Source organism: Lysinibacillus sp. FSL L8-0126 (assembly GCF_038630385.1).
GTDB lineage: Bacteria > Bacillota > Bacilli > Bacillales_A > Planococcaceae > Lysinibacillus > Lysinibacillus fusiformis_D.
This window is the reverse complement of record NZ_CP152028.1, coordinates 851,665-870,200: the sequence shown is the minus strand read 5'-3', so window position 1 is coordinate 870,200 and position 18,536 is coordinate 851,665. Positions and strand designations below refer to the sequence as shown.

Below are 18,536 nucleotides of genomic sequence, written 5' to 3'. Positions count from 1 at the left end.
TAAGGGGTGTAAGTTATTTTTGGGCATTTACACCTGTAATTGAAATGACTCTCCCATTACTATTCCGCTGTGAGTAGTGTCTTTCACTGCTCTTTTCTGATTTCACATAGTGGTCAGCAAACGTTTTCATTACTCGAAAAAATGATTCAGGAGATTATAACCAATGCTAGATTTGCATCACATTTTTGCTGTGCAGAAGAGGGCGTTATTTTTTTTGCTTGCACTCTGCGCATTAGGCTGGGGGTTTACTCCCTATCAAACTGTTTTTGCGGGCATCGCAATAGGTGCATTTTTTGGTACGTATAATTTTTGGATTCTAGTTCGCCGTATGGAGAAGTTTGACAGATCCATTAGTGAAGGGAAGAAGATAGGCTCACTTGGTACAGCGCTTCGCTTTGGATCAGGTGTTGCGGCAGTCGCAATAGCCATTTCGTTGCCAAACTATTTTCACTTAATTAGCACGGTTATAGGGCTAATGATTCCGTACGTTTTTCTCTTTGTCGAGAGAATTGTGTCACATGTAAGGAACCGCTAATGTGCTTTAAATTAGAAAGAGAGGTGAAAAATAACAATGAATCATGAAGCTCCGTTACTAGAAGTCGGTTTTTTAACATTTAATAAATCGACAGTTATGATGTTACTAGTTGCAGCAATTATCGTATTTTTAATTGCCTTTATTTCAACTAGAAGCCTAAAGTTAAAACCTACTGGTATGCAAAACTTTATGGAATGGATTATGGATTTCGTTAAGAATATTATTAAAAGCAACATGGACTGGAAAACTGGTGGTCGATTCCACGTTCTAGCCATTACGCTAATTATGTTTATCGCAGTATCTAACTTACTAGGTCTTCCATTCTCTATCGTCTATGATCATCAGCTATGGTGGAAATCACCAACAGCTGACCCTACAGTTACGATGACATTGGCAGCAATGATTTTAGTCTTAACGCAATACTATGGTGTTAAAATGAAGGGTACAGGTCATTATGTTGGTACATTCTTCAAACCAATGTCATTCATGTTTCCGCTGAAAATAGTAGAAGAATTTGCAAACACATTAACATTAGGTTTACGTCTTTACGGTAACATTTACGCGGGTGAGATTTTACTTGGCTTACTTGCAGGTTTAGCATCATCAGGTGCTGTGGGATTCATCGGGGCAATCGTTCCTATGATGGCATGGCAAGGTTTCTCAATTTTCATCGGCTTTATCCAAGCCTTTATCTTCACAATGTTAACAATGGTTTACATGGCTCATAAAGTGAGCGATGACCATTAATATAAAGCATATATCCTATGCTTGAATCACAAAAAAACAAACAATTCCAAGGAGGAAATTTTCAAATGACAGGTTCATTAGGTTTATTAGCAGCAGCAATCGCAATCGGTTTAGGTGCACTTGGTGCAGGTATTGGTAACGGTCTTATCGTATCAAAAACAGTAGAAGGTATCGCTCGTCAACCAGAAGCTCGTGGCGTTCTTCAAACTACAATGTTCATCGGGGTTGCATTAGTTGAAGCCCTACCGATCATCGCAGTAGTAGTAGCATTCATCGTAATGAACAAATAATTCAGTTGAACACTGAATTTTACTAGTGGCGAAGCAGGATTCACCAGATGAAACTTCGCCCTTCATTTTGGAACGGATAAAAGCTATGTGTAAATATAGCTTTTTAAAATAGGTAGTTTTTTTAATCATTAAATTATGTTGAAGTTAAAGCTCTTGAAGGGAGTGAAACAATCGTGTTTTTAGATTATCTTGTACTAGGTGCTGGCACTGGTGGAGGTTTTAACAATGGTGACATCATCTCAACATTGGTTATCTTCATAGTGTTAATGTTATTACTTAAGAAATTCGCTTGGGGTCCACTTATGGGCATCATGCAGCAACGTGAAGAATTAGTAGCGAGTGAAATCGAAGCAGCTGAAAAAGCGCGCAAAGAATCGCACCAATTTTTAGAAGAACAAAAGAGCCTTCTTAAAGAAGCTCGTACGGAAGCACAATCGATTGTTGAAGGCGCTAAGAAACAAGGCGAACTACAAAAAGAAGAAATTCTTACTGTAGCGCGCAATGAAGCAAACCGCTTAAAAGAATCGGCTTTACGTGAAATTGAGTCTGAAAAAGAAAAAGCTATTGCAGCAGTACGTGATGAAGTCGTTTCATTATCTGTACTTGCAGCATCTAAAGTCCTTAGCAAAGAGATTTCTGAGGCAGACAACCGTGCTCTAATTGAAGAGACGATTGCGAAGGCAGGCGAAGCTCGATGAGTAATTCAACTGTAGCAAAACGTTACGCTCAAGCGCTTTTTGAATTAGCGCAACAAAAAAACAATCTTACTGAAGTTGGAGCAGACTTAAACGAACTAACAAAAGTAATGAAAGAATCTCCTGGTTTTTTAACGCTTTTAAGTGCGCCTAAGTTCTCCATCGAACGTAAAAAACAAATGGTAGCTGAAATCTTCACTGGTGCAACACCAGAAGTTTTACACACGGTTCAACTTCTAGTTGAGAAAAAACGTGTAAACGAGATTAAGCTAATTGCCAATGCATATGCTGAGCTTGCTGCACAAGCACAAGGTATGGCAGATGCAACAGTATTTTCAACACGTGCACTTTCTGCAGAAGAAAGCGCTAATATTTCGACAGCATTTGCGAAACTTGTTGGAAAACAATCATTAAACATTACAAACGAAATCGATCCAACTTTACTTGGTGGTATTCGTGTTCAAATCGGTAACCATATTTATGACAGCTCAGTAGTTAACAAACTAGAGCGTCTAAAACGTGAATTAATCGGTTAATAATTTAGAAATGTGAGAGGTGACATACATGGGCATCAAGGCTGAAGAAATCAGCAGTCTGATTAAACAACAGATTGAGAATTATGAATCTGAACTTAAAGTAAGCGAAGTTGGTACAGTTATCCGTATTGGTGACGGTATCGCTCTTGCTCATGGCCTCGACAACGCCATGGCTGGAGAGCTTTTAGAGTTCTCTAACGGTGTTATGGGTATGGCTCAAAACCTAGAAGAAGGTAACGTTGGTATCGTAATCTTAGGTCCATACACTGACATCAAAGAAGGCGATGAAGTTCGTCGTACAGGTCGTATCATGGAAGTACCAGTTGGTGAAGAACTGATTGGTCGTGTTGTAAACCCACTTGGTCAACCAGTGGATGGACAAGGTCCTATCAACGCTACAAAATCTCGTCCAATCGAAAGCCCAGCTTTCGGAGTAATGGCTCGTAAATCAGTACACGAACCACTACAAACGGGTATTAAAGCGATTGACGCATTAGTGCCAATCGGTCGTGGTCAACGTGAGTTAATCATCGGTGACCGTCAAGTAGGTAAAACATCTGTAGCAATCGATACAATCTTAAACCAAAACGGTGAAAACATGATTTGTATCTATGTTGCAATCGGTCAAAAAGAATCTACTGTACGTGGTGTTGTTGAAACTTTACGTAAACATGGTGCATTAGATTATACAATCGTTGTAACTGCAGCAGCATCTCAACCTGCTCCATTATTATACTTAGCACCATTTGCTGGTGTTTCTATGGCAGAAGAATTCATGTTACAAGGTAAACACGTTTTAATCGTGTATGATGATCTTTCTAAACAAGCATCAGCTTACCGTGAACTTTCACTTCTTCTACGCCGTCCTCCAGGTCGTGAAGCATACCCTGGTGATGTATTCTACTTACACAGCCGCTTACTTGAACGTGCTGCGAAGTTAAATGAAACTTACAACTGTGGTTCTATCACAGCTCTTCCATTCGTAGAGACACAAGCTGGGGATATCTCTGCATACATCCCAACTAACGTAATCTCAATTACTGATGGTCAAATCTTCTTACAATCTGACTTATTCAACTCAGGTGTACGTCCAGCGATCAACGCAGGTCTTTCAGTATCACGTGTAGGTGGATCAGCTCAAATTAAAGCAATGAAAAAAGTTGCGGGTACACTACGTCTTGACTTAGCTGCATTCCGTGAGCTTGAATCATTTGCTCAATTCGGTTCAGATTTAGATAAAATTACACTTGCTAAACTTGAACGTGGTAAACGTACGGTTGAAGTGCTTAAACAAGACCTAAACAAACCACTTAAAGTTGAAAAACAAGTTGCTATCCTATATGCATTAACTAAAGGTCATTTAGATGATATCCCAGTACAAGATATCGTTCGTTTCGAAAACGAATTCTTAAGCTGGTTAGATTCAAACCACACTAACGTTCTAGATCATGTTCGTACTACAAAAGAGCTTGCTCCGGATGCGGATTATGAAGCAGCAATCAATGCATTCAAGAAAACATTCGCTAAATCAGAATAAGTTCTAGCTAGTCACTTGATTAAAAAACAAAAGGTGGTGAAATACCAGTGGTAAACTTACGCGAAATAAAAGGTCGTATTAATTCAACAAAGAGTACGAAACAAATTACGAAAGCGATGCAGATGGTTTCTTCTTCAAAGTTACGTCGTGCAGAGCAAAATGCTAAAGCTTACGTTCCTTATATGGAAAAAATCCAAGACGTAGTAGGCGCGATTGCAGCAGGTACAAAAGACAGTGGACACCCAATGTTAACTGCTCGTCCTGTAAAGAAAACAGCTTACTTGGTCATTGGTTCTGACCGTGGTCTAGCAGGTGCTTACAACTCAAGTATCCTACGTCAAGTACAACGTACAATTAACGAGCGTCATAAATCAAAAGACGAATACGTTATTTTAGCAGTAGGTCGTGTTGTTCGTGATTACTTTGTGAAACGTGATCATAATGTCATCAGCAGTGTTGTTGCTCTTCCTGACCAACCAACATTCGCTGATATTAAAGAAATCGCTCGTAATGCTGTTGGTATGTTCATTGACGGTACGTATGATGAGCTTTATATGTACTATAATCACTTTGTCAGCGCAATTGCTAACGAAGTGACAGAGAAAAAACTTCTTCCATTAACAGATATCGCACCTGTAAACAGTAAAGCTTCTTATGAATTCGAACCATCTGGCGAAGCAATTCTTGAAGTATTACTTCCACAATACGCGGAAAGCTTAGTTTATGGCGCATTATTGGATGGAAAAGCAAGTGAACATGCTTCTCGTATGACTGCTATGAAAAATGCAACTGATAATGCATCTGATCTTATTGCAGATCTTTCATTGCAATATAACCGTGCACGTCAAGCAGCGATTACACAAGAAATTACAGAAATCGTTGGTGGAGCTGCAGCCTTAGAATAGGCTCAGCTCACCAATGTCGTATAAGAATACGATAGGAGGGTACACAGTAATGAATAAAGGACATGTTATTCAAGTAATGGGTCCAGTTGTCGACGTAAAATTCGAAAACGGCCAATTACCAGCAATCTATAACTCATTAACAGTTAAGATTGAACGTCCTAATGAAGAACCAACAACTCTTGCATTAGAAGTTGCACTTCATTTAGGCGATGATTCTGTTCGTACAATTGCAATGTCATCTACTGATGGCTTACAACGTGGAGCAGAAGTAACAGACTTAGGAAAAGCTATCTCAGTACCAGTTGGTGAAGTGACACTAGGTCGTGTATTCAACGTACTTGGAGAAGTAATTGACTTAGGTGAAGAGATTCCAGCAGATGCTCGTCGTGATTCAATTCACCGCGAAGCTCCAGCATTCGATGAACTTTCAACTACAGTTGAAATTCTTGAAACAGGTATCAAAGTAGTAGACTTATTAGCACCTTATATTAAAGGTGGTAAGATCGGTCTATTCGGTGGTGCTGGTGTAGGTAAAACAGTATTAATCCAAGAATTAATTAATAACATCGCACAAGAGCACTCAGGTATCTCTGTATTTGCTGGTGTAGGTGAGCGTACTCGTGAAGGGAACGACTTATTCTTCGAGATGAGCGATTCAGGCGTTATCAAGCAAACAGCGATGGTATTCGGTCAAATGAACGAGCCTCCTGGTGCACGTATGCGTGTAGCTTTAACTGGTCTTACAATGGCGGAATACTTCCGTGATGAGCAAGGCGCTGACGTACTTTTATTCATCGACAATATCTTCCGTTTCACACAAGCAGGTTCAGAGGTTTCTGCCCTATTAGGTCGTATGCCTTCTGCGGTAGGTTACCAACCAACACTTGCAACTGAAATGGGTAAACTACAAGAACGTATCACATCTACGAACAAAGGATCTGTAACTTCTATCCAAGCGATTTATGTACCAGCCGATGACTATACTGACCCGGCTCCAGCTACAACTTTCGCCCACTTAGATGCAACTACTAACCTTGAGCGTAAATTATCAGAAATGGGTATCTACCCTGCGGTTGACCCATTAGCTTCGACTTCTCGTGCATTATCACCTGAAATCGTAGGCGCTGAGCACTACGCAATTGCTACTGGTGTACAACGTACAATCCAACGTTACCGTGAATTACAAGATATCATTGCAATCTTAGGTATGGATGAGTTATCTGATGAAGACAAACAAACAGTAGAACGTGCTCGTCGTATTCAATTCTTCTTATCACAAAACTTCCACGTAGCGGAACAATTCACTGGTCAAAAAGGTTCTTATGTACCTGTAAAAGAAACTGTTCGTTCATTCAAGGAAATCCTTGATGGCAAATGGGATCACCTTCCAGAAGATGCTTTCCGTCTAGTTGGTTCTATTGATGAAGTAGTTGAAAAAGCGAAAAGCATGGGCGTAGAGGTTTAATACTAGGGACGAGGAGGAAAAAATATGAAGACAGTTCAAGTCAATATTGTCACTCCCGACGGCCCAGTATACGATTCTGAAGTATCAATGGTAATCGCTAAAACAACTTCAGGAGAAATCGGTGTTCTTGCAGGCCATATTCCAATGGTTGCTCCACTTGCAATTGGTGCAGTGAAGCTGAAAAAAGAAAACGGTTCGACTGATATTGTTGCTGTAAGCGGTGGTTTCATTGAAGTTCGTCCAGAAAAGATCTCAATTTTAGCGCCTTCTGCTGAAATTGCTGAAAATATCGATGTTCAACGTGCTAAAGAAGCCGTTAAACGCGCTGAAGGACGTCTTCAAAGTAAACAAGACGACATTGATTTCAAACGTGCTGACCTAGCATTAAAACGTGCGTTGAATCGTATCAACGTTCATGAGGGTAATATCTAATTCATTTTTAACGGGCAGATATAGTATCTGCCCGTTTTTTAAGGTGAAGTAAATTGAAGGAGGGGTAGCATGGAACTGTATGAAGCGATAGGACAAGAAGCATTACTGGGCATTTTATCTCATCTGTTTTTTATTGCTATTACTTTTTACGCATTACAAGCTTTTATGGTGGAGAAACTATTTAAGAAGAATCGAGTATTTCAAATTCAACTTATTTATATTTTACTCAGTATTACGATAGGCTCAGCAGTATCTAATTTCTTTCTCCAAATATCTAGCTGGTCAGGCAAACTTCCCTATTTATTTTAAAGCAATCGTTGTTAAATACTATAAGATTTATGCACCTACATGCTTCAAAGGACTTTATAATACCATTTGTGTGGCCCTTTGAACTATGTATAAAAATCTTCCGTACCAGTTTTGCCTTGGCATCATTACAGCTTACGATGCGTCTGTTATTGGTAAGACGCACGCTAACAAAATATGTACATGATGCATTCATATAGTAAAGGGAATATTTTACTGAATGAAGATAAAATAGGTTTTTTGTGCATATATCTTTGGGTATGTATTGAAAGTGAACGGGTTATTGGTCATTCACAAAAAAAAAATGACAGCGTACAATAAATAAATAGCAAAATATCTAATAATGCCTTAAAATAGTGATTTGGACGCTTGAACGAGCGTTAGAAAAGTTGTACTATAGAGTTGTTTGTTTACTGATTATGACATTATACTTCTTTTTAAAATAAAAATTCGATAGGTTAATAGATTGAATTCGGAGGGACATAGGGTGGATAAAATAATAGTGACTGGCGGCCAAAAACTACAGGGAAAAGTACGTGTAGAGGGCGCAAAAAATGCAGTGTTACCAATCCTTGCAGCAGCTTTACTTGCTTCAAAAGGAGAAAATGTAATTAAAGAAGTCCCTAATTTAGCAGACGTCTTTACAATAAACGAAGTACTTAAAAGTTTAAACGCAGCAGTTACATATATACCTGAAGATAATGCCGTATATATAGATGCAACTAAAGAACTTTCAAGTGAAGCTCAATTTGAATTTGTTAGTAAAATGCGTGCATCTATTTTAGTGATGGGTTCTCTACTTGCTCGTAATGGATATGCTCGCGTGGCACTACCAGGAGGCTGTGCAATCGGTTCTCGTCCAATTGAGTTACACTTAAAGGGCTTCGAAGCTATGGGTGCAAAAATTTCATTTGGTCACGGATATGTAGAGGCAAAAACGGAAGGTCGTTTAAAAGGGGCTAATGTGTATTTAGATTTCCCTAGTGTTGGTGCTACTGAAAATATTATGACAGCCGCATCTTTAGCAGAAGGGACAACTGTAATTGAAAATGCTGCGAAGGAGCCCGAAATTGTCGATCTTGCAAACTTCATCAATAGCATGGGCGGTCGTGTAATTGGTGCTGGTACAAATACAATACGTATCGAAGGAGTCGATACATTATATGGAGTAGAGCACCATATTATTCCCGATCGTATTGAGGCTGGTACATTTATGGTGGCAGCAGCTATTACGAAGGGTGATGTAGTCATTGAAAATGCTGTTCCTGAGCATATGACAGCTTTAATAGCTAAGATGCGTGAAATGGGTGTAGAGATTACTGAACTGGATGAGGGAATCCGTGTACGTGCTCCTCATACATTAAAAGCTGTTGATATTAAAACAATGCCACATCCAGGCTTCCCAACAGATATGCAATCACAAATGATGGCATTAATGTTAACTGCGGAAGGTACGAGTATTATTACAGAAACGGTATTTGAAAATCGTTTTATGCATGTTGAGGAATTCCGTCGCATGAATGCTGGTGCTAAAATAGAAGGACGTTCTGTGTTTATCGAGGGGCCGGTTAATCTTCAGGGAGCTGAAGTAATGGCAACGGATTTACGAGCTGCGGCTGCCCTAATTTTAGCAGGTCTTGTATCTGAAGGAATAACACGTGTGACGAAGCTACATCATTTAGACCGTGGTTATGTTGATTTCCATGGCAAGCTAGCATCGCTTGGTGCCAACATTGAACGTATTACTGAACTTACTGAAGAAGTAGTGACAGTTGAAGACACAATAATTGAATTACCTACAAACTAAATGGATTTCTCAACCCTTTGCTTTTGGAGCAGAGGGTTTTTTGTTTGCTCATAACTTTAAGAGATCTAGCATATTATTCCTTATGAAAAAATGGATGATTAGTATAGGTGTCATTTGTTTGATTGGAGTATTATACATGCTTCCTGTTATAGGGCTTAGTGAAAGACGGGAGGCTGTCAAACCTCTAACTAGTGATGAGAATGCCTGTGAAATATTTATAGAAGTGGAGGGACAAGAGGAAAAAATCCCTTTGGAAACGTATATTACAGGTGTTGTTGCAGCGGAAATGCCTGTTTCTTTTAAAAAGGAGGCATTGAAAGCCCAAGCGATTGCAGCACGCACATACGCACTGAAAACGACAAATTACGGTAAAACTGCAATTGCTCCAACTGTGGCAAGGCAAGTTTTTTATGATGAGGAGCAAAGAAAGGCGAATTGGGCTAGCAATTTCCTGGGAAATGAAAAGAAAATTGTCGAAGCAATCAATGAAACGAAAGGACAAGTTCTTCTTTATAATAAGGAACTAATTACAGCCATGTTCCACTCGACAAGCAATGGTAAAACAGAAAGTGCCTTTGGCTATAGTGGGAATGATATTCCATATTTGAAAAGTGTTGCAAGTATCTCGGATCAAGCATCACCGAAGTTTGAGGCTCAGCAAGAATGGACATTAGCACAATGGAATAAGTTGTGGCCTGTACAGTGGCAAGCTAGTGATTTTAATCGTATCCAGCTATTTTACAATGAGTCAGGGCGAGTAGAGCGTTTGCAGTTAGGGAGCAATGTCTGGACTGGTAGAGAGGTTAGAACACTTCTTGGCATACCATCAACTGATTTTACAATTGTCTATGACGCGAAGACAAGAAAGGTCCATGTGACAACCCAAGGTTATGGTCATGGCGTGGGCATGAGTCAATATGGCGCTGAGGCAATGGCAAACGAAGGGAAAACGGCTGCCGAAATTTTACACTATTATTATCAAGATATTGAAATAAAAAAAATAGATGCATGTTTAAAATAACTTCTAGTTGTTCACACTGCAACTAGAGGTGATGAAAATGAGAGAGGATAAAAACAATAAAACTTCTCAAAACCAAAATCCAAATCAAAAGGAAAATGGTCAATTACAAAAGAAACCTTGGTTTTGGCCAGCAGTTTACACAGGTGGTGCACTAGTTCTAGCAGGATTGTTATTTGGTTACAATAGTCTCGTATCAAAAGTAGAAGAGGCTCCTTTACCAGATTTAGCGGAAGTTGATCCAGGTCCTGTAGTAGAAACAAATGCACGTACTGAAAACATGAAGTACCCATTCAAAGAAGAGAGTCTTAGTAAAGTACAAGTTTTACAAGAGTTCTACGAGTTAGAGGCAAATGAAGAGTCCCGTGAAAATGCACTAATGGTATTTAATCAAACATTTACAACGTCTTCTGGTATCTCTATCGCTATGAATGGTGAAGAATTTGAAGTACTAGCTGCTATGAGTGGTAAAGTACTAGAGGTAAAACTAGACGCATTTACAGGCAATAAGATTGTAATTGAGCATCCAAACGGTATGCAAACACATTATAGCTCTGTAAAGGATATCGCTGTTAAAGAAGGCGATGAGGTTACACAAGGTCAGGCATTAGGAAAAGCAACTGATAACGAGTGGAATCAAGCGGCTGGCGTCCACATGCATTTCGAAGTTCTTGAAGACGGAAAATATATTAATCCGAAAAAATTACTAGCTTTTTAATTCGAAAAGCTAGTAACGCATAAAAAGTCAGCATTTTATCAGGAAAATGCAAAAAATGTTCTGAATAGCTTTGTCCTTACATAAGGTGAAGAAATGCGCAAATGTGCATCTGATTGCCAAAGCATTTTGTGAAATTGTGTGGAAAGGACGAAGAAAGTGCATGAGCACATTCGGAAGCGCTGCATACGCCTCGGTGAATTACTGATTGAGACGCGTGAGACTGTGCGTGTCCTCGCGAAAATGACTGGTTATTCAAAAAGTACGGTGCACAAGGATTTAACAGAGCGATTACCAACAATTCATGAAGGATTAGCTGACCAAGTGAAAGAAATACTCGCCTACCATAAGGCCGTACGTCATATTCGTGGAGGAGAAGCAACGAAAAACAAGTGGAAAGAGAGAGCGAGTCAAGACTGATTCGTTCTTTTTTATTGTCTTGGAAATGTATTTATGACGAATTCTATGGAATAGTAATTCTATATTATAGCCGTTCATAACCTGAAAAGAAAACAGTCTCATTCACTAAATTTAGGTGAAATTACCAATAGAATATGATAAAATATTCTAGATAAAGAGATAAAATGAACGTTATGTAGTTGGAACTGGCGGGAAGGAGAAATTATAGAATGTTTTCGAAAGATATTGGCATTGACTTAGGAACTGCGAACGTATTAATCCACGTTAAAGGTAAAGGTATCGTCCTAAATGAACCATCTGTGGTGGCGATTGACAAAAAGACAAACAAAGTATTAGCGGTAGGGGAAGAAGCTCGCCAAATGGTAGGGAGAACGCCAGGTAATATTACAGCAATTCGCCCACTAAGAGATGGAGTCATTGCAGATTTTGATGTGACAGAGGCGATGTTAAGACATTTCATCAATAAATTAAATGTAAAAGGATTTTTGGCGAAGCCACGAATTTTAATTTGCTGTCCAACGAACATCACAAGTGTTGAGCAAAAAGCAATCCGTGAAGCCGCAGAAAAATCTGGCGGTAAAAAAGTATATTTAGAGGAAGAACCAAAAGTAGCTGCTATCGGTGCAGGCATGGATATCTTCCAACCAAGTGGTAATATGGTAGTCGATATAGGTGGCGGAACAACAGATATCGCAGTTCTATCAATGGGTGATATTGTAACAAGTGAATCCATTAAAGTAGCAGGAGATGTGTTTGATAACGACATTTTGCAATATATTAAAAAAGAATATAAATTGCTAATTGGTGAACGTACAGCAGAAGCAATCAAGATGACAATTGGTACAGTTTTCAAAGGTAGCCGCAACGATACAATGGATATTCGTGGTCGTGACATGGTAACAGGTTTACCACGTACTATTACAATTCATTCCGAGGAAATTGAACGAGCATTGCACGAGTCTGTAGCGATGATTGTCCAATCAGCAAAAAATGTCTTAGAAAAAACACCACCTGAGCTATCAGCCGATATCATTGACCGTGGCGTTATTATTACGGGTGGCGGTGCACTATTACATGGAATGGATCAGCTATTAATAGAAGAGTTAAAGGTACCTGTCTTCGTTGCAGAGAGACCTATGGATTGTGTAGCAATTGGTACGGGAATAATGCTAGAAAACATTGATCGTGTGCCAGCATCCTTATAAAAATAAAATGAGGTGATTTCTTTGTTTAAAGGGTTTTATACAGTTGCAACAGGTATGATCACGCAACAAAGAAGAACAGAATTACTAACAAATAATTTATCAAATGCGAATACACCAGGATTTAAAGCAGATCAATCAACTATTCGCTCATTTCCAGACATGCTAATGTCTAGTATTGGTAAAACAAATGCTCCCGCCAATCAACAAGCAGGCGCTGAATATATGAGTCAAGTAGGAGCTTTAAATACAGGAACATATTTACAAGAAACATTGCCAAATTACATACAAGGCCAAATCTATAGCACTGATTTTACAACAGATATGGCGCTAATTGATGGAAACTTACCACAAAACGAAGATGGGATTACGGGGTCAATTTTCTTCCGTCTAGAACATCCAGCTGGTGGTGAGGCCTATACACGTAATGGTAATTTCACATTAGATGGTCAAGGCTATTTAGTAAACGGGCAGGGTCTATACGTACTCAATGATGCAGGACAACGTATCCAGCTTCCAAACGATGATTTTCGCCTCGATGAAAATGGAGCCATTTTTGTAAACGATCAGCAAGTAGCACGAGTTGGCGTATCATATGCTGCTAATCCGAACATGCTACGTAAACAGGATAATGGTCTTATTCGTACAGAAAATGGTGAGAACTTACCAACAGCCTATGGTGCGAATGGCGTTTCCTTTACGCTACGTCAAAACTTTTTAGAAGGTTCAAACGTAGATTCTGGTCGCACAATGACAGATTTAATGACAGCCTACCGAGCATTCGAAGCAAATCAAAAAGTATTACAAGCTTATGATCGCAGCATGGAAAAGGCAGTGAATGAAATCGGGAAAATCTAACGGGCGAACAGGAGGCGTTTTATAAATGCTACGTACAATGATGACAGCAACGAACACAATGGGTCAATTACAAAATAAACTAGATACAATTAGTAATAATATTGCTAATAGTAGTACAACCGGTTATAAAACGAAGGAAGCATCCTTCAATGAACTACTTTATCAGCAATTTAACAATGATAAGCAGGACCGAGCTGAACGCCAAACACCAGTTGGTATTCGCTATGGATCTGGTGCCATGCTTGGACAAATTAAATCCAATGAAAAGCAAGGCTCATTACAAACAACGAATCGAGATTTAGACTTTGCTTTCACAAAAGCAAAACAATATTTCAATATTTTAATGCCAAATGGTGAAAATGGAACTGAAACAGTGTATACTCGACAAGGTGACTTTTATTTATCTCCGTTGAATAACGGAACAGTAATGCTCGTAACGGCAGAGGGTTATCCCGTAGCCAATGCAGCAGGACAAGCTATTACATTACCAGATACTGTTCAAAAGTTTGCCGTTCGAGATGGTGGTGTTTTAGAAGCATCTTATCCAAATGGTGATATCATTCGTACGGATTTAGCTGTAACAGAATTCCAAAAGCCACAATTAATGGAACATGTTTCTGGTTCTTATGTTGGTTTACCAGACAATCTAGCTGAACTTGGCTTTACACAAGCGGAAGTTCTGACAGAGCTTGTGGGTGCGAACCGTCAGCAAATTGGCATGCAAAGTGGTACACTAGAAATGTCCAATGTAAACCTCTCAAAGGAAATGACAGAACTAATACAAACTCAACGTTCTTATCAGTTCAATGCAAGAGCGGTTACATTAGCAGATCAAATGCTAGGACTAATTAACGGCATTCGATAAAAAGTCATCCAAAAACACATAGTTAGGAATGAAGAGGAGTACAATCTATGACAAACGATTCACGTCGACGTTCTGTGCCGACACAAGAAACCGATACGCAACCAGAAAAGAAAGAACGCCGCTCAAATGGAGAGCAACGCGAGGTTCGCTGGGTGCAAATCCGACTGATTCCGATTTGGTTACGCATTGTAATTGTTCTCGTCTTAGTCGTTGCTGCCGCAGCATTAGGCGCAATGTTTGGCTTCAGTGTGATTGGAGAAGGCAATGCTATGGATATTTTTAAAAGGGAAACATGGCAGCATATATTTGATATTATGAACGGTAAAGAATAGCAATATTCTTTACCTTACTTTGTGTATACATACTTAATTTCGAGGGGGAAATTACATGTTAACAGCAGAACAAATTCAAGCAATTTTACCACATCGCTATCCTTTTTTATTCGTTGATCGCATTGTTGAATTAGATGAAGGTAAACGCGCAGTAGGTTTAAAAAATGTTTCGATCAATGAAGACTTCTTTAATGGACACTTCCCAGGCTATCCTGTAATGCCAGGTGTATTAATTGTAGAGGCATTAGCACAAGTGGGTGGAGTCGCTTTATTAAATGCAGAAGAATTCAAGGGACGTTTAGCCTTTTTAACAGGTGTGGATAATTGTCGTTTCAAGCGTCAAGTAGTTCCTGGCGACCAACTTAAATTGGAAGTAGAATTTGTTAAACTTCGTGGCGCAATGGGTAAAGGTCATGGTATAGCGACTGTAGATGGAGAACTTGTATGTGAAGCCGATATTCTATTTGCGATTGGACCTGAACAGCCTAAACAAGCCTAATTTGCATTTGTAGACCAAAAGATATAAAATAGATAAAGTCAAGTTAAAAGTTGATTAGTAGGTTCTTAAATTGCAGTGGCGAAAAAGCGTTTGGGAATTGAAATAGATGTAATTTTTAGGTTTTACAAACGTAGGAGGATTATTAAGATGTATAAGGAATTGTCTTCAGGTATTAAAATTAGCATTACTCGTTCGATTTCGACATCTTTTGAAGCATACTTAGCAAGTATTGGTTGGGATGAAGAGCGCTTTTCTATGGAAGACTTCATTGCAAGCTGGCAGACTTATTTTCAGGAGAATGCCGCATGGATCGAAAAAATCCCTGCTGATATATTGTTGAGTGCACAGTTTCATGAAGAGATGGCACAAAAAATCGATGAGGTCATTGCTAAAATTTTAAATGAAGAACCAACAGCGCAGCAGATCGAAACAATCGAGGCATTGCAAAAAGAGCTAGGCACAAACTATAGCTATGACTGTAAAGCAGAAGCAGCATACATTGAACAAGTATTAAAAGAAAAACAAAAATAGTTTGTACAAATATCGGATAGTTCCCTCCTTTCCCGGGCAATCTATGTAGGATCACAAATACACACGATGTATTTGCTGACATAGTACCCAAGAAAGGAGGTTTTTTACTATGTGGAAAATGTCATTTTTAACCATTATTCTTGCAACTGTATTCCTTGGAGGATGTAACTGGGGAAATAATGCAGTCGAAGATCACCCTGTTCGAGACGTCGAAAATGACGTTCGTCGTGGTGTAGACAATGTGGAAGATGCATTAGACCCGAATAATCGTGACGATGCATACGATCGCAACGTAGATGGTACTAACCGAGGTACTGTTAACGAAAATACAACATTGCCTGAAGCGACAACACCTGGATCAAATGCCGATATCAACAGTACAAACGGCTATGACAACGTACCAAATGCTAATGGTGTAAACGGTGTTGAACGTAATGACAACGTAAACAATAATAATGATATTGTCGACGATAAAGTCAAAGACACTGAAAAGTACCGTGATGGTATGAACAACCGATAACATAAAAAAGAGTGTTTCCTAAATGGAAAACACTCTTTTTTGATAAAAAGAAGCAAATACTCGCGGAAGAAAGGTAAATACTCGCGGAAGAAAGGTAAATACACGCGGAAGAAAGGTAAATACACGCGGAAGAAAGGTAAATACACGCGGAAGAAAGGTAAATACACGCGGAAGAAAGGTGAATACTCGCGGAAGAAAGGTGAATACTCGCGGAAGAAAGGTGAATACTCGCGGAAGAAAGGTAAATACTCGCGGAAGAAAGGTAAATACTCGCGGAAGAAGAGGTGAATACTCGCGGAAGAAGTGTGAATACTCGCGGAAGGAAGGTGAATACTCGCGGAAGGGAGGTGAATACTCGCGGAAGAAGAGTGAATACTCGCGGAAGGAAGGTGAATACTCGCGGAAGGAAGGTGAATACACGCGGAAGGAAAGTGAATACTCGCGGAAGGAAAGTGAATACTCGCGGAAGGAAGGCGAATACTCGCGGAAGGAAGGTGAATACTCGCGAAAGTGAAGTGTATGCCCCATGAGCATTGCAAATATTCTCGCCAGTGAAGCGAGCCAATCAACCCTCAAAAAAATCTCTTCATGTAATCCAATAAATTTTCAGGTAAATGGTAAACACGATTTTTATAGGTTCCGGTATAAGGGAACTGAAATTTCTGAAGCAATCGTGTAGCTGTATCGATAGAATCAATTTTGAAAAATTTACGTAACTGTTGATTAGTAATAGAATGGCTAACCAATAGTTGATAATCGAGCATGGCTTCTGCAAAAATTTCTATACTCCGATAATGACAAAATGAACATTTCCAAATGCCCCGATAGAAATACATATTATGTTGATAGGAACATTTAGGACAAAGCACACCATGCCGAAATCGTGATGGGGCAATCGAAGTTTGAATGTGAGGAATCGTTTGTTTGGAGAGAAGCCCTTGAACCAGTTGAGCTAATTGATCATCTGTTAGCATTTTTTGAGGATGCTTTTTAAAAAGTGACTGGAGATGTTGATGAAGACCTGACACATGAAAAATAGGGAGCGCTTTAGAAGGATTAACGATGATCGCTGAAGAGTTTGCTATAACAACGGCACCTTCAATGGGGAGTGAGTAAGAAAGACTTTTAAGAAAACGCATATGACGCTCAGTTTGGGTAAACGCATTTGGAAATCCTTCTACTGTGCCATCTGCCTTTGTGCGTGTACATTGATGTGTGAGTTGATTAAATTCTAGTCGACCATGAATATTTTTAATTTCTAAAACGAAGATAAATTGAGGGCAAATAAAGAGTGTATCAAGCTGATGCATATGTTGAGCAGTGTTCTTGAGACACAAATTATGTAATACGAAAAAAGTATTTGGACATAGTAATTCATGCCATTCGCGGTCCACTTTTTGTTCACCAGCAAAACCTGCATCCAGTCGGCGATATTGTTCCTGATAATAGTGAAACTCAACATCATTCTTTAAAAGCCTCCTCATCACAGCCTCAAGCCATAATAATTTTAAAGGCTTCTCTCTGATAGCAATAACCAAATATAACGCTCCTTTTTAAATTGTATTGTACTGAAAAATGGCAGCTTGTCCAATAAAAAAACGATGCAAAATTCGCATCGCTAATCATTTTTTAATTTTGGTCGCTGCTTCATATCTTTCGTAAAGCGCTCCAGTAAATCCTCTAGGGATACACCCTCAGCAAGTAGCTCGGAAAGCAATTGTTCAGCATATTTAGAGCGTTTAATTTTGAGTGTTCCTTTTAGTAGTACTGAAACATGATCACCAATTTCTTGAACTGTATGTACGATTACCTGAAAAGGAGCGGGTTCATTATCTGGAAATGAAATAACTGCACGGACATTGCAGACTGTAGCATTTACTAAGAGTTCATCAAAGGTTGAGCGATATTGTTTTTCCATAAACAATTCTAGTATCCAAGATTGATGGCTGTTTTCCTGATTAATAATAATGCCATCGACTAAAGGGAATGGTTGTACGCCATCTTTCGTGACAAGGTCAAAGGAAAGCATTTTAAATGTTTTCATTATGTATATTCCTCCTAAGTCTGTCATTCTTTTATTATAACACATGAAGTAGTGGCTGTTTGTTATGTGCACCTGTGACGATATTTCAAAACCTGCGAAAATGCTGATTTCATGAAATAGCATTTGCCATTACAGTCCAAAGCATTCAGCTAGAAAATTAAAAAAAATTAGCAAATTAAAAATGCTAATTTACCCAATTTATGCTGCAAAACAGAAGGAAATTTATAATATCGGATTTTGCCAATGCGGATATCCTTTTGTAAGATGAAAGCAATCC

At 39.1% G+C, this 18,536-nt stretch carries 25 protein-coding genes; 23 read left to right on the top strand and 2 right to left on the bottom strand.

Features of this window, described 5'->3' with window-relative positions:
- The first annotated feature begins 163 nt into the window (after window positions 1–163).
- From MHI34_RS04165 to MHI34_RS04055, 23 genes are all read left to right on the top strand, one after another.
- A complete protein-coding gene (locus tag MHI34_RS04165) occupies window positions 164–535 on the top strand; it encodes an ATP synthase subunit I (protein ID WP_036123631.1) in 372 nt (123 codons plus the stop codon).
- Window positions 536–571: 36 nt separating this feature from the next.
- On the top strand, window positions 572–1,282 hold the full coding sequence (atpB, locus tag MHI34_RS04160; protein WP_058843803.1) for a F0F1 ATP synthase subunit A: 711 nt from the start codon (window positions 572–574) through the stop codon (window positions 1,280–1,282).
- A gap of 65 nt (window positions 1,283–1,347) precedes the next feature.
- Window positions 1,348–1,572, top strand: coding sequence for a F0F1 ATP synthase subunit C (gene atpE, locus MHI34_RS04155; protein WP_004269474.1), 225 nt, complete (start codon window positions 1,348–1,350; stop codon window positions 1,570–1,572).
- Window positions 1,573–1,745: 173 nt separating this feature from the next.
- Window positions 1,746–2,270: a F0F1 ATP synthase subunit B gene (atpF, locus tag MHI34_RS04150; RefSeq protein ID WP_089932992.1), complete on the top strand. Its 525-nt coding sequence runs from the start codon at window positions 1,746–1,748 to the stop codon at window positions 2,268–2,270.
- The gene (locus MHI34_RS04145) at window positions 2,267–2,803 is read left to right on the top strand and encodes a F0F1 ATP synthase subunit delta (RefSeq protein WP_342504136.1); all 537 of its coding nucleotides are present in this window, start codon (window positions 2,267–2,269) and stop codon (window positions 2,801–2,803) included. The genes atpF and MHI34_RS04145 overlap by 4 nt, the downstream gene beginning before the upstream one ends.
- A gap of 28 nt (window positions 2,804–2,831) precedes the next feature.
- Window positions 2,832–4,340: a F0F1 ATP synthase subunit alpha gene (gene atpA / locus MHI34_RS04140; protein ID WP_036123620.1), complete on the top strand. Its 1,509-nt coding sequence runs from the start codon at window positions 2,832–2,834 to the stop codon at window positions 4,338–4,340.
- A 47-nt stretch (window positions 4,341–4,387) separates the two neighbouring features.
- Entirely contained in the window at window positions 4,388–5,245 is an 858-nt protein-coding gene (gene atpG / locus MHI34_RS04135; protein WP_036123615.1) for an ATP synthase F1 subunit gamma, read from the top strand.
- A gap of 49 nt (window positions 5,246–5,294) precedes the next feature.
- The gene (atpD, locus tag MHI34_RS04130) at window positions 5,295–6,710 is read left to right on the top strand and encodes a F0F1 ATP synthase subunit beta (protein ID WP_036123612.1); all 1,416 of its coding nucleotides are present in this window, start codon (window positions 5,295–5,297) and stop codon (window positions 6,708–6,710) included.
- A 24-nt stretch (window positions 6,711–6,734) separates the two neighbouring features.
- Window positions 6,735–7,142 carry a F0F1 ATP synthase subunit epsilon gene (locus MHI34_RS04125; protein WP_036123609.1) on the top strand — a complete coding sequence of 136 codons (408 nt, stop codon included), beginning with the start codon at window positions 6,735–6,737 and terminating at the stop codon, window positions 7,140–7,142.
- A gap of 69 nt (window positions 7,143–7,211) precedes the next feature.
- Window positions 7,212–7,451 carry a DUF1146 family protein gene (locus MHI34_RS04120; RefSeq protein WP_036123606.1) on the top strand — a complete coding sequence of 80 codons (240 nt, stop codon included), beginning with the start codon at window positions 7,212–7,214 and terminating at the stop codon, window positions 7,449–7,451.
- 484 nt (window positions 7,452–7,935) lie between these two features.
- Window positions 7,936–9,255, top strand: a complete 1,320-nt coding sequence (gene murA / locus MHI34_RS04115) for a UDP-N-acetylglucosamine 1-carboxyvinyltransferase (protein ID WP_036123602.1) — start codon at window positions 7,936–7,938, stop codon at window positions 9,253–9,255.
- A 118-nt stretch (window positions 9,256–9,373) separates the two neighbouring features.
- Window positions 9,374–10,276, top strand: coding sequence for a stage II sporulation protein D (gene spoIID, locus MHI34_RS04110; RefSeq protein ID WP_230593853.1), 903 nt, complete (start codon window positions 9,374–9,376; stop codon window positions 10,274–10,276).
- A 37-nt stretch (window positions 10,277–10,313) separates the two neighbouring features.
- Complete coding sequence (locus MHI34_RS04105; protein WP_036123599.1) at window positions 10,314–10,991, top strand: M23 family metallopeptidase; 678 nt, start codon at window positions 10,314–10,316, stop codon at window positions 10,989–10,991.
- A 156-nt stretch (window positions 10,992–11,147) separates the two neighbouring features.
- On the top strand, window positions 11,148–11,408 hold the full coding sequence (locus tag MHI34_RS04100) for a sporulation transcriptional regulator SpoIIID (RefSeq protein ID WP_025114760.1): 261 nt from the start codon (window positions 11,148–11,150) through the stop codon (window positions 11,406–11,408).
- 209 nt (window positions 11,409–11,617) lie between these two features.
- On the top strand, window positions 11,618–12,613 hold the full coding sequence (locus MHI34_RS04095; protein WP_036123595.1) for a rod shape-determining protein: 996 nt from the start codon (window positions 11,618–11,620) through the stop codon (window positions 12,611–12,613).
- A 21-nt stretch (window positions 12,614–12,634) separates the two neighbouring features.
- A complete protein-coding gene (locus MHI34_RS04090) occupies window positions 12,635–13,468 on the top strand; it encodes a flagellar hook-basal body protein (RefSeq protein ID WP_058843804.1) in 834 nt (277 codons plus the stop codon).
- A gap of 25 nt (window positions 13,469–13,493) precedes the next feature.
- A complete protein-coding gene (locus MHI34_RS04085) occupies window positions 13,494–14,333 on the top strand; it encodes a flagellar hook-basal body protein (RefSeq protein WP_058843805.1) in 840 nt (279 codons plus the stop codon).
- Between the two features lie 47 nt (window positions 14,334–14,380).
- The gene (locus MHI34_RS04080) at window positions 14,381–14,665 is read left to right on the top strand and encodes a DNA-directed RNA polymerase subunit beta (protein ID WP_089932984.1); all 285 of its coding nucleotides are present in this window, start codon (window positions 14,381–14,383) and stop codon (window positions 14,663–14,665) included.
- Window positions 14,666–14,720: 55 nt separating this feature from the next.
- Window positions 14,721–15,164: a 3-hydroxyacyl-ACP dehydratase FabZ gene (gene fabZ, locus MHI34_RS04075; protein WP_036124465.1), complete on the top strand. Its 444-nt coding sequence runs from the start codon at window positions 14,721–14,723 to the stop codon at window positions 15,162–15,164.
- Window positions 15,165–15,311: 147 nt separating this feature from the next.
- A complete protein-coding gene (locus MHI34_RS04070; protein WP_036124467.1) occupies window positions 15,312–15,695 on the top strand; it encodes a hypothetical protein in 384 nt (127 codons plus the stop codon).
- Window positions 15,696–15,804: 109 nt separating this feature from the next.
- On the top strand, window positions 15,805–16,215 hold the full coding sequence (locus MHI34_RS04065) for a hypothetical protein (protein WP_036124468.1): 411 nt from the start codon (window positions 15,805–15,807) through the stop codon (window positions 16,213–16,215).
- Window positions 16,216–16,254: 39 nt separating this feature from the next.
- Window positions 16,255–16,503, top strand: a complete 249-nt coding sequence (locus tag MHI34_RS04060; protein WP_342504135.1) for a hypothetical protein — start codon at window positions 16,255–16,257, stop codon at window positions 16,501–16,503.
- Window positions 16,436–16,729: a hypothetical protein gene (locus tag MHI34_RS04055; protein WP_342504134.1), complete on the top strand. Its 294-nt coding sequence runs from the start codon at window positions 16,436–16,438 to the stop codon at window positions 16,727–16,729. Before MHI34_RS04060 ends, MHI34_RS04055 begins: the two co-directional genes overlap by 68 nt.
- A 58-nt stretch (window positions 16,730–16,787) precedes the next feature.
- Here MHI34_RS04055 and MHI34_RS04050 read toward each other — a convergent pair whose 3' ends face one another.
- Together MHI34_RS04050 and MHI34_RS04045 are read right to left on the bottom strand one after the other, a co-directional pair.
- Complete coding sequence (locus MHI34_RS04050; RefSeq protein WP_342504133.1) at window positions 16,788–17,753, bottom strand: nuclease-related domain-containing protein; 966 nt, start codon at window positions 17,751–17,753, stop codon at window positions 16,788–16,790.
- Between the two features lie 80 nt (window positions 17,754–17,833).
- Entirely contained in the window at window positions 17,834–18,259 is a 426-nt protein-coding gene (locus MHI34_RS04045) for a YwpF family protein (RefSeq protein WP_036124472.1), read from the bottom strand.
- Between the last annotated feature and the right edge of the window lie 277 nt (window positions 18,260–18,536).